This window comes from Tardiphaga sp. 839_C3_N1_4, from assembly GCF_051811045.1.
GTDB lineage: Bacteria > Pseudomonadota > Alphaproteobacteria > Rhizobiales > Xanthobacteraceae > Tardiphaga.
On sequence record NZ_JBPWQD010000001.1, the window covers coordinates 260,684 to 274,157 of the forward strand.

General features: G+C 62.3%; 18 protein-coding genes. 10 read left to right on the forward strand and 8 right to left on the reverse strand.

The features are described 5' to 3' along the window. Positions 1–4 precede the first annotated feature (4 nt). Complete coding sequence (locus AB8A38_RS01580; RefSeq protein ID WP_439084717.1) at positions 5–454, forward strand: carboxymuconolactone decarboxylase family protein; 450 nt, start codon at positions 5–7, stop codon at positions 452–454. Between the two features lie 9 nt (positions 455–463). Here the strand turns inward: AB8A38_RS01580 and AB8A38_RS01585 are convergent, their stop codons facing one another. After that, positions 464–922, reverse strand: a complete 459-nt coding sequence (locus AB8A38_RS01585) for a DUF4260 domain-containing protein (RefSeq protein WP_439084718.1) — start codon at positions 920–922, stop codon at positions 464–466. 179 nt (positions 923–1,101) lie between these two features. On the opposite strand from AB8A38_RS01585, the gene AB8A38_RS01590 reads away from it, so the two are divergent. From AB8A38_RS01590 to AB8A38_RS01605, 4 genes are all read left to right on the forward strand, one after another. Then, complete coding sequence (locus AB8A38_RS01590; RefSeq protein WP_439084719.1) at positions 1,102–2,634, forward strand: acyl-CoA carboxylase subunit beta; 1,533 nt, start codon at positions 1,102–1,104, stop codon at positions 2,632–2,634. 25 nt (positions 2,635–2,659) lie between these two features. After that, on the forward strand, positions 2,660–3,187 hold the full coding sequence (locus tag AB8A38_RS01595; protein WP_439084720.1) for a GDSL-type esterase/lipase family protein: 528 nt from the start codon (positions 2,660–2,662) through the stop codon (positions 3,185–3,187). Positions 3,188–3,501: 314 nt separating this feature from the next. Then, positions 3,502–4,134, forward strand: a complete 633-nt coding sequence (locus AB8A38_RS01600; protein ID WP_439088446.1) for an alpha/beta hydrolase — start codon at positions 3,502–3,504, stop codon at positions 4,132–4,134. A 98-nt stretch (positions 4,135–4,232) separates the two neighbouring features. Beyond that, positions 4,233–4,556, forward strand: coding sequence for a hypothetical protein (locus AB8A38_RS01605; protein WP_439084721.1), 324 nt, complete (start codon positions 4,233–4,235; stop codon positions 4,554–4,556). A gap of 23 nt (positions 4,557–4,579) precedes the next feature. Here AB8A38_RS01605 and AB8A38_RS01610 read toward each other — a convergent pair whose 3' ends face one another. Then, positions 4,580–4,849, reverse strand: a complete 270-nt coding sequence (locus tag AB8A38_RS01610) for a hypothetical protein (protein WP_139212566.1) — start codon at positions 4,847–4,849, stop codon at positions 4,580–4,582. 122 nt (positions 4,850–4,971) lie between these two features. Between AB8A38_RS01610 and AB8A38_RS01615 the strand changes: the two genes are divergently transcribed. Then, the gene (locus AB8A38_RS01615) at positions 4,972–5,604 is read left to right on the forward strand and encodes a trimeric intracellular cation channel family protein (protein ID WP_439084722.1); all 633 of its coding nucleotides are present in this window, start codon (positions 4,972–4,974) and stop codon (positions 5,602–5,604) included. A 9-nt stretch (positions 5,605–5,613) separates the two neighbouring features. Here AB8A38_RS01615 and AB8A38_RS01620 read toward each other — a convergent pair whose 3' ends face one another. The 4 genes from AB8A38_RS01620 to AB8A38_RS01635 all read right to left on the reverse strand — a co-directional run bounded on the left by AB8A38_RS01620 (position 5,614) and on the right by AB8A38_RS01635 (position 9,220). Then, positions 5,614–6,858: a glycerophosphodiester phosphodiesterase family protein gene (locus AB8A38_RS01620; RefSeq protein ID WP_439084723.1), complete on the reverse strand. Its 1,245-nt coding sequence runs from the start codon at positions 6,856–6,858 to the stop codon at positions 5,614–5,616. Positions 6,859–6,978: 120 nt separating this feature from the next. Further along, a complete protein-coding gene (locus AB8A38_RS01625; RefSeq protein WP_089268198.1) occupies positions 6,979–7,239 on the reverse strand; it encodes a GCG_CRPN prefix-to-repeats domain-containing protein in 261 nt (86 codons plus the stop codon). A 188-nt stretch (positions 7,240–7,427) separates the two neighbouring features. Next, positions 7,428–8,435 carry an alpha/beta fold hydrolase gene (locus AB8A38_RS01630; protein ID WP_439084724.1) on the reverse strand — a complete coding sequence of 336 codons (1,008 nt, stop codon included), beginning with the start codon at positions 8,433–8,435 and terminating at the stop codon, positions 7,428–7,430. Positions 8,436–8,506: 71 nt separating this feature from the next. Further along, the gene (locus AB8A38_RS01635) at positions 8,507–9,220 is read right to left on the reverse strand and encodes an ArsR/SmtB family transcription factor (RefSeq protein ID WP_439084725.1); all 714 of its coding nucleotides are present in this window, start codon (positions 9,218–9,220) and stop codon (positions 8,507–8,509) included. Between the two features lie 70 nt (positions 9,221–9,290). On the opposite strand from AB8A38_RS01635, the gene AB8A38_RS01640 reads away from it, so the two are divergent. Beyond that, positions 9,291–9,599: an NIPSNAP family protein gene (locus AB8A38_RS01640; RefSeq protein WP_439084726.1), complete on the forward strand. Its 309-nt coding sequence runs from the start codon at positions 9,291–9,293 to the stop codon at positions 9,597–9,599. 60 nt (positions 9,600–9,659) lie between these two features. Here AB8A38_RS01640 and AB8A38_RS01645 read toward each other — a convergent pair whose 3' ends face one another. Beyond that, the gene (locus tag AB8A38_RS01645; protein ID WP_439084727.1) at positions 9,660–10,121 is read right to left on the reverse strand and encodes a hypothetical protein; all 462 of its coding nucleotides are present in this window, start codon (positions 10,119–10,121) and stop codon (positions 9,660–9,662) included. 179 nt (positions 10,122–10,300) lie between these two features. Here AB8A38_RS01645 and AB8A38_RS01650 point away from each other — a divergent pair, with 179 nt between their 5' ends. Next, positions 10,301–11,005, forward strand: coding sequence for a formyltransferase family protein (locus AB8A38_RS01650; RefSeq protein ID WP_439084728.1), 705 nt, complete (start codon positions 10,301–10,303; stop codon positions 11,003–11,005). Here AB8A38_RS01650 and AB8A38_RS01655 read toward each other — a convergent pair. Continuing rightward, on the reverse strand, positions 11,002–11,253 hold the full coding sequence (locus tag AB8A38_RS01655; protein WP_439084729.1) for a hypothetical protein: 252 nt from the start codon (positions 11,251–11,253) through the stop codon (positions 11,002–11,004). The genes AB8A38_RS01650 and AB8A38_RS01655 overlap by 4 nt on opposite strands. Positions 11,254–11,463: 210 nt before the next feature. Here AB8A38_RS01655 and AB8A38_RS01660 point away from each other — a divergent pair, with 210 nt between their 5' ends. Continuing rightward, complete coding sequence (locus tag AB8A38_RS01660) at positions 11,464–12,951, forward strand: RAD55 family ATPase (RefSeq protein ID WP_439084730.1); 1,488 nt, start codon at positions 11,464–11,466, stop codon at positions 12,949–12,951. Positions 12,952–12,953: 2 nt separating this feature from the next. After that, positions 12,954–13,319 (forward strand): response regulator, encoded by a 366-nt coding sequence (locus AB8A38_RS01665; protein ID WP_439084731.1) that lies wholly within the window; start codon positions 12,954–12,956, stop codon positions 13,317–13,319. The last annotated feature ends 155 nt before the right edge of the window (positions 13,320–13,474 follow it).

Here is a 13,474-nt window from a genome sequence, read left to right on the forward strand (position 1 = left end):
TCCGATGATGCGCAGCCCGGTGCTCGGGCAAAAGCTGTTCGATCTGTTCGCCTATCTGCGCTGGGATACGTCCGTTCCCGTCAAGCTCAACGAATTCGCGATCATCATTGTCGGGCGGCAATGGCGCTCGCAGGTCGAATGGTTCGCGCATGCGCCGCTCGCGCAGAAAGCGGGATTGTCGCCTGAGATCATCGCCGATCTCAAGGCCAACAAGCGGCCCGCCAACATGGCTGAGGACGAGGCGACGGTGTACGACTTCGTCACCGAGCTCACGACCACGCACAAGGTCTCCGACGAGACCTATGCGCGTGCCAAGAAGATCTTCAACGATCAGCAGATCGTCGATCTCACGGCCGTGGCTGGCAATTACGTGATGGTGGCGATGTTGCTGGCGATGGCCGAGGAGAGCACACCGCCCGGGAGGGAGGCGCCGTTCAAGCCCGGCGAGCCGTGAGGCCGCGCGTCAGGCAGCCTTGATAGGATTGCCGGTTGTCGGGTTTTCCGCCGTGGCCGGTGCGGTCGCATCCTTGCCGATGCGGCCGAGATGGGTGAAGCGGAAACCGGCGTCGTATTTGAGGCCGTAGCCGAGCGCGCGGTCGAAGCCGATATGGGCGAACCAGACCAGTGCGATCGAACCGGCGATCGGCTCGGCGGTGGCGATACCGGCGAGCGCGAGCAGCAGCGGCGCGATGGTCGCATGCACCAGGTTATAGATCCCTGCGCCGATCCGCGGGCCCGCCAGATAGGCCAGCATGCTGAGGTCCGGGACGAAGAAAAACAGGGCGTAGATCTGCCAGGGCCCACCCGAGATCCAGTAGAACAGCGTCATTCCGACAAACAGTGCCACGCCTTCCCAGCGCAGCAGGTCACGCACGCCACCCGTGGCTGCGCCACTGTTTTCATTGATCACGATATTGGTCATCCGGCGCTCTCCCTTGTCTGATCCGGATATAGGCAGGATCGCCGCCGGCGCCATGCGATTTTGGGGGATTCAACCCTTCCTGATGGGCGTTTCCACCGCCGAAAACCCCATGCTAGAACCTCGCCCAAACCCTGCGGTCGCCGCGGGCGATAACACGTGACATTGACGGGCTGGAGCACATGAAAGACATCCTGGACACCCTCGAAGCGCGGCGTGCAGGCGCCAAACTGGGCGGCGGCGAGAAGCGAATCGAGTCGCAGCACAGCAAGGGCAAGCTGACCGCCCGCGAGCGCATCGAGCTTCTGCTCGACAAGGGGTCTTTCGAGGAATTCGACATGTTCGTCGAACACCGCTCCGTGGAATTTGGCATGGAAAAGTCCAGGATTCCCGGGGACGGCGTCGTCACCGGCTGGGGCACCGTGAACGGCCGCAAGACTTTCGTCTTCGCCAAGGATTTCACCGTGTTCGGTGGTTCGCTGTCCGAGACCCACGCGCTCAAGATCACCAAGCTGCAGGATATGGCGATGAAGGCGCGGGCGCCGATCATCGGCCTCTATGACGCCGGTGGTGCGCGCATCCAGGAAGGTGTCGCGGCCCTCGCGGGCTATTCCTACGTGTTCCGCCGCAACGTGCAGGCCTCGGGGGTGATCCCGCAGATCTCCGTCATCATGGGACCCTGCGCCGGCGGCGACGTCTATTCGCCCGCCATGACCGACTTCATCTTCATGGTGAAGAACACCAGCTACATGTTCGTCACCGGCCCCGACGTTGTGAAGACGGTGACCAATGAGGTCGTCACCGCCGAAGAACTCGGCGGCGCCAGCGTGCATGCCACGAAATCCTCGATTGCCGACGGCGCTTTCGAGAACGATGTCGAGACGCTGCTGCAGATGCGCCGGCTGATCGACTTCCTGCCCGCCAACAACACCGAAGGCGTGCCGGAATGGCCGAGCTTCGACGACATCGAACGCACGGATTTGTCGCTCGATACGCTGATCCCCGACAATCCGAACAAGCCCTATGACATGAAGGAGCTGATCCTCAAGGTCGTGGACGAGGGCGACTTCTTCGAGATCGCGGAGACCTTTGCCAAGAACATCGTCACCGGCTTCGGTCGCATGGCCGGCAAGACGGTGGGCTTCGTCGCCAACCAGCCGATGGTGCTGGCCGGCGTGCTCGACAGCGACGCTTCGCGCAAGGCCGCGCGCTTCGTGCGCTTCTGCGACGCCTTCAACATTCCGATCGTCACTTTCGTGGACGTGCCGGGTTTCCTGCCGGGCACTGCGCAGGAATATGGCGGCCTCATCAAGCACGGCGCCAAGCTGCTGTTCGCCTACAGCCAGTGCACCGTTCCCTTGGTGACCGTGATCACCCGCAAGGCCTATGGCGGCGCCTTCGACGTGATGGCCTCGAAGGAAATCGGCGCCGACATGAACTACGCCTGGCCGACCGCGCAGATCGCGGTCATGGGCGCCAAGGGTGCGGTGGAAATCATCTTCCGTCAGGACATCGGCGACGCCGACAAGATCGCCGCGCGCACCAAGGAATATGAGGACCGCTTCCTGTCACCCTTCGTCGCCGCCGAGCGCGGCTATATCGACGACGTGATCATGCCGCACTCCACCCGCAAGCGCATCGCCAGGGCGCTCGCGATGCTGAAGGATAAGCATTTGGAAGTGCCGATGAAGAAGCACGACAACATGCCGTTGTAGCGGCGTCACGCTGGAGGGGGCTCACATGCAGATAACACGAGCGGCTGTTTGTCTTGTTGCGTTCATGCTGCCTTCCGTCGCCGTTCAGGCCGCGTCCGTCAACATCGTGGCACTCGGCGCCAGCAACACCTACGGTTACGGCCGCGGCAGAACCAATGGCGGTGTCGAGCCGTCGCAAGCTTTTCCCGCGCAACTTGAGGCGATGCTTCGGGCGCGCGGAGTCGATGCCTATGTCGCGAACGCCGGAATTCCCGGCGATACGACTGGCGGCATGCTGCAACGGCTCGGTTCGGCCGTGCCGGACGGTACGCAGATCGTCATTCTCCAGCCCGGCGGCAACGACGCGCGACGCGGCGAAGGCGCCAGCCGCGCGGGCAATATAGCTGCCATCCAACAGCAACTGGCGGCGCGCCATATCAAGGTGATCATGACCGGCATGGCCGCGCCGGCAAGCACGCGCGATCCCGATGGCCAGCATTTCAACGCCAGCGGCCACGCGGCAGTCGCGTCATCGCTCGTGCCAAGAGTAATGGCGGCGATGCGGGGGAAATAGCCGAACAATCTTAGCCCGGATGAGCGCAGCGAAATCCGGGAGGAATTGTCCGACGCGGTCCCCGCATGTCGCTTCGCTCGTGTGGGCTACAGGGCACCCTTACGCCGCCATCGGCTTCATCCGCTTCCGCGAAGCGCTTGCATCTTTCGGAATGGGGAGCGAACGTATCCATCGCTTGCCATCGGGCATCGTCGATATTGTAGTAGTCGTCCCTGACAGGAAAACAGGCGGAGCCGCGCATGACCAAGCACCGCATCTGGATCAACCATGTCCTCGCAGCCGTGACGCTCATTAGCGTGACCTGCGGCGCGGCGATGGCCGACGAGACGGTCAGCGTCGGCGGGTCGCGGGCGGTCTTGATCAGGCCGAAGGCGCTGCGCGCCAGTGTGATCCTGATGCCGGGCGGCAGTGGCGCCATCAGCCCGGGCGAGCACGGCGAGATCAATGGGCTGCAGGGCAACCAGCTCGTGCGCACCCGCAGCGCCTATGCGGCGCGCGGTCTTGCGGTGCTGGTGATGGACGCCGGGACGGATCTCTCCAGCGCGGTGCAATATATGGCCGCGATCAAGCGTCCGGTGACGGTGGTGGCGACCAGCCGTGGGACGCAACGTGCCGCCGAAGGCATTGCACGCGGTGCGCGGCCGGATGCGCTGGTGCTGACCTCGGGCTTTCTCAGTGCGGAGTCGGGCAGTGGCAGCAATGTGATGTCGATCATCGGCTCGCCCTCGGCGTTGCCGCGCACGCTCGTCATCCATCATCGCAATGACGGCTGCAAGGTTACCGCGCCGGCCGGCGTCGATCCGTTCGTGAAATGGTCGGCCGGTCGCGCCCGCGTGGCGTGGCTGAGCGGCGGTCGCAATGACGGCGATCCGTGCGAGGCGCGGGGATATCACGGCTTCAGCGGCCTCGACGGTCAGGTGGTCGGGCTTGCTGCCGGCTTTCGATAGTCTCGACGTCTGAATATGTGAGTTCCGGCGCGCATTCAGTTTCCATTCATGCCGCTGGTCCGATCCTGATGTCCTCACGGATATCAGGAGAGATCGCGATGGAACGCCGTCATTTTCTGAAGATCGCCTTCGGCTTTGTCGCGGGCGCCGGGTTGGTCGCCCAGACTGTCGTCCAGGCCCAGGCCGCGCCGCTGCTACCGACCAATCCGCTCGACAACCACAGATCTGAAAGTGAACCGCAGCCGGCGGTGGCCTCACAGGACGATGTTGATCGTCTGCAGCCGGAACAGGTGCGCTGGCATCGCGGCTGGCGGGGACGGCATTGGGGGTGGCGCCGCAGGCATTGGGGTTGGCGCCGTCGCCGCTGGGGCGTCCGACGCCGTTACTGGCGTCGTCGTTACTGGCGCCGCCGCTACTGGTAGAGCAAGCCCGTTTGCGCTGACGCTCAGTCTCTCCAGGGCGTCAGCGGTTTGGTCTGGCCGGGTTCAATGCCGCTCAGGTGGCGACGCACGTTGTCATAGCTGCGATCGCCGGGGGCAAAGGTCTGCGAGCCGTCAGCCGGCTTGCCGTCCACCGTGCGGGTGAAATGCAGCACCAGGCTGTCATCGGCATTCATGGTGGCGCTGCCATAATAAGGCATCGACAGCCGCGCGTCCTCCGCCATGGCCGCGCCAGCCATGAGTAGAATGGGGAGGGTGAGAAACAGACGGGTCATGACACCTCCTGCTGTGAGGTTGTGATGGAGGCTCAGGAAGATGGCGGGGATTTGTCCGCCGCCGGTCACCGCATGCACGGATTTGTGTTACAGGTCGCCGTCATCCGCTACCGACGAGTCCCATGCCCCATACCGAAGCCCTGCTGTTTCCGCTCGCCATGATCGCGCTCATTGCCGAGGCGGTGACGGCTGCGCTGGCGGCCGGGCGGCGCAAGATGGACTGGCTTGGCGTCGCCATGCTCGGCTGCATCACTGCGCTCGGTGGTGGTTCGGTGCGTGACATGCTGCTCGGGCACTATCCGCTGTGGTGGGTGAAGAGCCCGTATCTGCTGCTGCTGACCGGTGGTGCGGCGCTGGTGACCATCGGGCTCGCACGGGTGGTGCATCGCTTTCACGCGCTGTTTCTGGTGCTCGATGCCATCGGTCTCGTGGTCTTCACCATCATGGGCTGCAACATCGCACTCGCCATGGATCAGCCGCTGCTGATCGTGGTTGTGGCCGGGATGATCACAGGCTGCGTCGGCGGCGTGCTCCGCGACGTGCTGTGCAACGACGTGCCGCTGCTGTTTCGCGCCGAACTTTATGCCAGCGTGTCGATCGTCACGGGGCTTCTGTATATCGGCGGCATCAAATACGGATTCAGTCCCGATCTGGTGACGCTGGTTGCCGCCGTGACCGGACTGGTGTTCCGCCTGCTGGCAATCCGGCTGAAGCTGGAAATGCCGAAATTCATCTATGACAGCGACGCCAAATAGCGTGCTGCGTCAGCGCAGCCCCATGCAGCTCGCATAGAACGTCGTCGTCGCCGGCCAGTCGGAAAACACCCCGCGCACGCCGACATCCTTCGCCAGTACATCGAGTACGGTGAGCGTATCGCCGTCGCGGTCGATGGCGGGTTTGACCGAACGATGGAAGAAGCTGCCGCCGTTGGCCAGTGGCCCGTCGCGCTCCAGCGACCATGTGATCAGATCGAGCCCGGCATCGCGCGCTGCTTTGGCGTAGGGGGATGGTGCAATCTTGTTGGCGCCGTCGAGCGTCAGCAGCATATAGATCGGCGGCGCGAGAATCCTGACGCCGGCGGCCTTGAGTTCGGCCATCGACGGTTTCCACGTCTCTGCGCGCATGTGATCGAAACCCTGTGTTTCGTAGCGGCCGTCGAGATAGACCGCCTGCGCGCCGAAGTCCGGAGCGGTGCGGATCCAGAACTTGATGTCGTTGAGATCGAAGCTCTGGGCAAATACGTCGCCAGGCGGAATGCCAGCGGCGCGATATTCGTCGAGCATCTGGGTCGCGTATTTCTCCTGACTGTAATCGCCGTCGAACGGCATCGGCACTTCCGGCGCCTTCAGCTCGGGCGTGAATTTGGCGCCGAGGCTCCTGATCAGCGCGATACTCTCGGCATGGGTCATCAACGTGCCCGAGCTCGCATAAAGGTCGGTGCGCCAGCGCGGCGTGCCATTCTGATAATCCGCAACGGTGGTCGCTGACGTGTTGGCGGCATCCATTTTCGCCGTCAACGTCCTGAACTCTGCCAGCGTGATGTCGCTGGTACAGCATTTCGCCGACGCCTTCCTGCCGGTGGCGGGATCGGCAGGGCTGAAAGGTTGCGTGCATTTGTTCGCCAGCGCCGGCACCGAAAGAATGTTCGTTGTCGTGTGCAGGTCGCATTGCGAATGACGGCAGACCAACTGGCGGTCCTTCGTAAAGGTCACGTCGCATTCGATTACGCCCGCACCCATGCGTGCGGCGGCCAGATAGGACTCGCGGCTGTGCTCGGGGAATTGCAGCGGCGCGCCGCGATGGGCGATGGAAAAATCGCTCTTGCGAAACGGCCCGGTGCAGGTGCTGAGCTTTGCCTTCAGCGGGCCGTCTTTCATCTTGTCGACGAGATAGAACGGCCGCGGGCCGAGCTGCGGCTCGGGCAGGGGAATGGTCTCGGCGCGGCTGGTCGTCAGCGATGAGAGGCTGAGGAGCCCGGCCAGAATGAGACGACGCAAGGCGCGCGACATGACGATCTCCAGAATAGCGAAGCGCTATTCTGTCATCTTCGTGTGACGGCCGTAACCGCCGCGTGGGCAACAAAAAACCCCGCCAGTGGCGGGGTCTTCGTCGTCAGGATTGTGCAGCGATCACCAGCGGCGGATACAGCGGCCGTAGGGATTGCGGAAGAAGCCGGGTGGGCAGTAACCCGGGCCGCGCGGCGGCGGACCACGAAACATCGGGCGGCAACCGCCATAGGGACCGCGGGCATAGCCGGGGCCGCAACCCTGAGCCACCTGGATCACGCCTGCTGTGTCTGCAGCGCTCAGCGGAGCCAGAGGCATTGCGCTGGCGGCACCGATGCCCCCGACGCTAACGGCAAACAAGGCTGCCGCAAAGATCGTCTTCATTCGTGTTCTCCCTCGATGGTGCCGCGATGCGGCGCAGAGAATAATGATGGCATCGCATCACCCGCTGCAGAACTCTTACGGGGCAAGAAAATTGCTAGGGATCAACGCTGCACAGCACGATTAAGCCGATTCGATCTGAATACAGCATGAATGTTTCGGGATGTCTGCGTAGCAGGGCGCGGCAGTTGCTACTTCGCCGCGAGAAATGCGAGCATCAATTCGTTGAATTTCGCCGGTGCATCGAGAAACACGATATGGCCTGCGTTGGGCAACACCTCGGCCTTCGCGTTCGGCATCTTCGCCGCCAGCGCCTTTGCCAGATCGGCGTTCTGGCCCATCTTCGAGCGTAGCGCCTCCGGCGCATTCGGCTTGCCCGGTGCGTTGTGATCGTCGGCGCCCATGATGAACAGGGTCGGCAGCGCCATCAGCGGGATTTCGTGGACCACGGGCTCGCGATAAATGAGCTGCGCCGAGCTGACGAAGGCGCGCAGCCAGCGCGGATATTCCGGTGACCCCTTGATGTTGAAACGCGCGTCGATAAAGGGCGTTACCTGATCGGGTTGCATCTTCAGCGAATAGTTCACCTCGAGCTGTTTGCGGTAGCCCTCCGCCGTCAGCTTGTCTTCGTTCTCCAGAATCTTCTCGGTCGGCGTCGGCGGCACATAGAGGCGATAGTCCTCAAGTCCGATCGGCGCCGCGAGCAGCAGGTGATCGATGCGATCGGGATAAGCGCGGGCAACGCGCACGCTCAACATGCCGCCGAGGGAATGCGCGACGATGTCGAAATTTGCAATCCCGAGGTGATCCATCAGCGCGACGGTGTTGCGGGCGAGGTTGTCGAAATGCAGATCGCCTGATGGCTTCGACGATTTGCCGAAGCCGATCTGATCGGGGACCACGACGCGGTAACCGGCCTCGTTCAACGTGCCGATTACCGGCGCCCAGTAGCTCGACGGGAAATTGCGGCCATGCAGCAGCACCACAGTCCGACCATTGGGCTTGGCCGATGGCACGTCCATATAGGCCATGCGCACCTGCTCGCCGTCATTGACCAGCGGCAGCATGTTGACGGGGTAGGGATAGGGAAAGCCTTCGAGGCCAATGCCGTAAGGCTCGCGTGCCGCAGGAGGCTCGGCCGCTTGCGATGAGGTGAACGGCAGGGTTGCAATCAGTGCAGCGAGCAGCAGGCGGGTCATCGAGGAGCTCCGGGGGAAGGAAGGACCGGCGCGGTTTCAGGCTGCATTGCGGCAAAGGTAAGCCGGCGTCTTCACGTTTTCCGGATAGCGTCGCCGGTCGTGCCGAACAATGCCTCGAAGCGCTTCTCGCCGCTGCGGGTGAAATGCACCACGCGGCTGCCGGGTGAGGGATCTCTGGCCGCCCATTTCATGGCAGTAAATGAGATCATGATGGCGGCGCCAAGTGTCCCGGCCAGATGGTGGCGCCGCTCGCTCCAGTCGAGGCAGGCCTTGCAGACCGGCCGGCGCGGATGAGCCAGCGTTGCCGGATCTATCCTCAATTCTTCAGCAACGAACCGGCTGCCCTGGGTCGTGAGTTCGATGACCTGCTCGGTCTGCCGGATCAGTCTCTGTGCCCGCATACTGTCGAGCATCTGCACGCCGAGATCGCCGGCGAGGTGATCGTAGCAAATCCGTGCGCGGCGCAATGCCGGTTCTTTCGGCCCGGTGCGGAGACGGAGATGGCCCGCGCGGGCTGCCAGACCGGCCAGGCCTTCCAGCACGCCGGCGACATCGGGGCCGGTGAGGCGATAATAGCGATGGCGCCCTTGTTTTTCCGGCTCGATCAAGCCACCTGCTTCGAGCTTGGAGAGGTGTGAACTCGCGGTTGGCGCCGTAATCCCGGCTTCCTGGGCGAGTTCACTCGCGGTCAGCGCACGGCCTGTCATCAGCGCCGTCAGCATATTGGCGCGTGCAGGATCGCCAACAAGTGCAGCGACCACGGCGATGTCGGGGCCTGCTTTCATACTTCGACGCTAATCAAAGTATTGCGGTCGAGCAAGCGGCTATATCCAGGCATCTGCAGAGGGAGCCGTCATGACGATCACTGTCTTCATTCGCTATCAGATCGATCCATTCAAACGCGAATTGTTTGAAGCCTACGCCAAGCGCTGGCTGACGATTATTCCCAAATGCGGTGGTGATCTGCAGGGCTATTGGATGCCCCATGAAGGAACGAACAACGTCGCATTCGGCCTGATCTCGTTTCCAAGTCTCGCGGCCTATGAAGCCTATCGCGCCAGACTGCGGAGCAATGCGGAAGGCGTTGCGAATTTCGCGTCGGCCGAGGAGCACCAGTTCATCCTCGCAGAGGAACGCACGTTCCTGCGTCAGGTGAGCGCATAATCCATGTGCAACAAAGCCGCGGGCATCGATGCCCGCAGCCTTGTCTGCCCGGTCGCGCCGTTACTTCGGCGCGCCGCCCTTCGAGCTGTCGATCTCGGTGCCGGTCGGAGCCGATTGCGGAGCCTGCGGTCGCGCAGGTGCCGCACCGGTGGTGACGCCGGACTGCTTGTTGGTGGGCGTCACGTCACGTACGCCGGGTGCCACTGGCGGCTTCGAATAGGAGTCCGCGATGTTGTTGGTTGGCGCCGGCGCCTTTGGCGTGCTGTCCTGCGTCGCTGGCGCGGACTGGGACGCGGTCTTCGTCGCGTCGCCCGGAGTCGTGGATGTATTGTTCAAGCCGTAGAATACGGCGCCGAGCAAGACAACAACGCCAAGTGCATAAATAGCCATGCGGCTACCGCTCGCTGGCCCTTCCGCGAGTTCAGGATCGGCCTGCAGCTCATTGTCGAGCCGCGCAGGATTGCGGATGTCATCAGCGGGATTTGGACGATACGGATCATTGGGATGGGGAATGTTCGCCATGTCGTGTCCTCCTGTGCAGAGGGACAACCGTCAGATGAGGTGCATGTTCCCGCGATTGCGCCATTCCAGAGCCAGGTCCTATGTGGCAATGCAGCGTGATCGGGCCTGCTCATCAGATGTTAAGGCCTGGCTGCGACGCTGAGGCGATTATTGATTCGCAGAAGCGCGTGGCAGCCCGAATGTTCGATACGATTATCCTCCTGACGGGTCCTGCTGAGCACTCGGTCTTTACAACTTTGCTCCGTGGTCACAATCCGGCCCTTACGGTCCTTCCTGTTTTCACAGCTGAAGATCTGGCGGCGATCGAGCTCGACTGGCTGGGCCGGGCGCGGATGATTTCGTTCACCACTGGTGTGATAGTCCCCGGCGCGGTGCTCGATCAGCTTGGCTTTGGCGCCTACAATTTCCATCCCGGCCCGCCGCAATATCCCGGCTGGGCCCCGGCGCATTTTGCGCTCTACGATCACGCGACCGACTTCGGCTGCACGGTCCATCGCATGATTGCACGTGTCGATGCCGGACCGATCGTGGATGTCGAGGCGTTCCCAATTCCGGCTGATATCAGTGTCGCGGGTCTGGAAGAGATTGCCTATACGAAGCTGGTGCAGACTTTCTGGCGGATGGCACGCGTCCTGGCCACACAGCCGGACCCGCTGATCGAGCGGGCGCTGCGCTGGGGCAACACGCGTCACACGCGTAGGGCCTATGAGCAGATCTGCGATATCCCGGTAAGCATCGAGAAAGATGAACTGCAGCATCGGGTCAAAGTCTTCGGCACCGACCATTTCGGCATCGTGCCGACCATCGGTCTGCACGGCTTACAGTTTCGGGTCGTCGTGCCCGACACTGAAAGTGCTATTGCGGATGAAGCTGTCAAAGCCTAGTGGTTTGCCGCGAAGCTTTGGTGCTGCGCGGGCGGGGTCGCTGACGTGTGCGTCTTGGACACCTTGCCGTTGAATTCATAGAGCAGGAAACTCAGCACCACGAGTAGTCCCACGCCGATGATGGCCTTGGTCGGCTTGTGATCATGCTCTTCGCCACAATCCGGATGATAAGAACCGTCATTCGTCGACACCATATCGCTGCCGGCGAGTTCAGGCTGCGACGTCCAGGTATTCAGCTTCTGATTCATTTCCGTCCTCCATGCCTGATGTTGTCAGGGTGACCGGACAGCAATGGCCCGTAAAGGCCGATGTTCCGTTTCGGGGGCGCTATTAGCGGGATGCTGCCTTGCTGAGAGGCAGTGTTTCGAAATATTTCTGAAAAAGCTTTGGAACCCATCGCTCCCCGACGCGTTTCAACATCTCACCGGCATAGGTGACACGTTAGGGGCAGTTTCGGAATGAGTGGCGATAACGGCCGGTTTACAACCGGCGTACCGGGTCTCGATGCGATCCTGGGCGGGGGCGTTTTCGACGGCGGCATCTACATCATTCAGGGCGCCCCGGGCGCCGGAAAGACGATTCTGGGCAACCAGATCTGCTTCGCGCAGGCCGCGCAGGGGCGTAACGCGCTTTACATCACGCTGCTTGCAGAGAGCCACGCCCGCATGATCGGGCATATGCGGCGGATGACCTTCTTCGATGAAGCGGCAATTCCCGACCGCATGTCCTATGTCGGCGCCTTCAAGACGCTGGAAGACGACGGGCTGCGCGGGCTGCTCGATGTGGTTCGCCGCGAGGTGCGTACCCGGAATGCCAGCATTCTGGTGCTCGATGGCCTCATCACCGTCCATGAGAAGGCGCGTTCCGAGCTTGAGCTGAAGAAGTTCATCCACGAATTGCAGACCCAGGCGGCGTTCAGTAACTGCACCATGTTCCTGCTGACCAGCGCCTTCGACGCCGATGCGCATCCGCCTGAGCATACGATGGTGGACGGTCTCATCGAGCTGCAGTCGGCACTGCATGGCCGGCGCGCCGAGCGGTCACTTCAGGTCCACAAGCTGCGTGGCAGCTGGTTCATGGGCGGCAAGCACTCCTATCGCATCACTGAGAACGGCCACGCCATCTATCCGCGTATCGAGGCGCTGCTGGAGACGCCGAGCGTCTGGGACAGCGCCGACGGTCCGATGGTGTCCGTCGGCATTGGCGGCGTCGACAAGATGCTCGGCGGCGGCGTTGATACGCATTCGGTGACGGTGGTGCTCGGACCATCGGGATCCGGCAAAACCACGGCCGGTCTTCAGTTCCTGACCGGCGGTCCCGCCAATGAACCGGCCATGCTGTTCGGGTTTCACGAGAATCCGATGGCGCTGCGGATCAAGGCCGACAGCCTCAAGCTGCCGCTGAAATCGCGGGGCGACAAGGTTACGCTGATGTGGCGTCCGCAGACAGAAGCGGTGCTCGACGAGGTCGCAACCGAGCTGCTTGCGACCATCAGGCAGAACGGCGTGCGCCGTCTGGTGATCGATGGCATCGAAGGCTTCTCGAAGCTCACCGACGAAAAGGAGCGCATCGGCTCTTTTTTGTCGGCGCTGTGCAACGAGTTGCGCGCACTCGGTGTTACCACGCTGGCGACGGCAGAAACCGATCACGCTGGCATGACACCCGGGCAGCCGCTCAAGGGCGTCAATCAGACGGGTCTCTCCGCGGTTGCCGAGAACATCATCGCGCTGCATCTCGCAGCCCTGCGCTCGGAAAACCATCGTCTGATGACCATTCTGAAATCGCGTGACCGCCGGACCGATATGCGCATGCGTCGATTTGAAATTCTCGACGGCGGCATCGTTCTTGATGTCGATTTCCAGAGCGCGGAGCGCATCCTCAGGGACATTTCTAGTCAGGGACCTGCACCAACTCCATCGACGGATCTTAAGTTGACTGGAGAATAGCGGTGCGAACTGTCCTGATTGTCGAGGACGAATGGGCGATCGCGGACTGGCTCGAAGTCCTGTTGAGCGAATACGCCTTCAATGTCCTCGTAGCCGGCAACGGCCGTGAGGCGCTCGACATTCTGCATCGGGACACGCCCGATCTCGTGCTGACCGATTTTATGATGCCGTTCCTCGACGGCGCCGGCCTGATCGCAGCGATGGGGCAGGAGGAGCGCCTGCGCATCATTCCGGTGGTGGTCATGACCTCGCTGCTGGAACATGTGGTGCGCGACCGGGCAGGGCGTTTCCGCGCCTATCTGCGCAAGCCGTTTCGCGAGGCCGATCTGATGAAGATCATCAGTGAGATATTCCCGGGCGAGGCCTGAGCCTCCTTTGGCAGATCGTGCTGCATCGCACTGCAGCGTGAAGCCGTTACGTCCTTGCGTCAAAGGCCTTTGCGGCGACACAACGTGACAAGTCTACCGGCCGCATTCATCACGAAATTGCGTTCTTTGGACGCGGGGCTCCATTGCCCAGAATT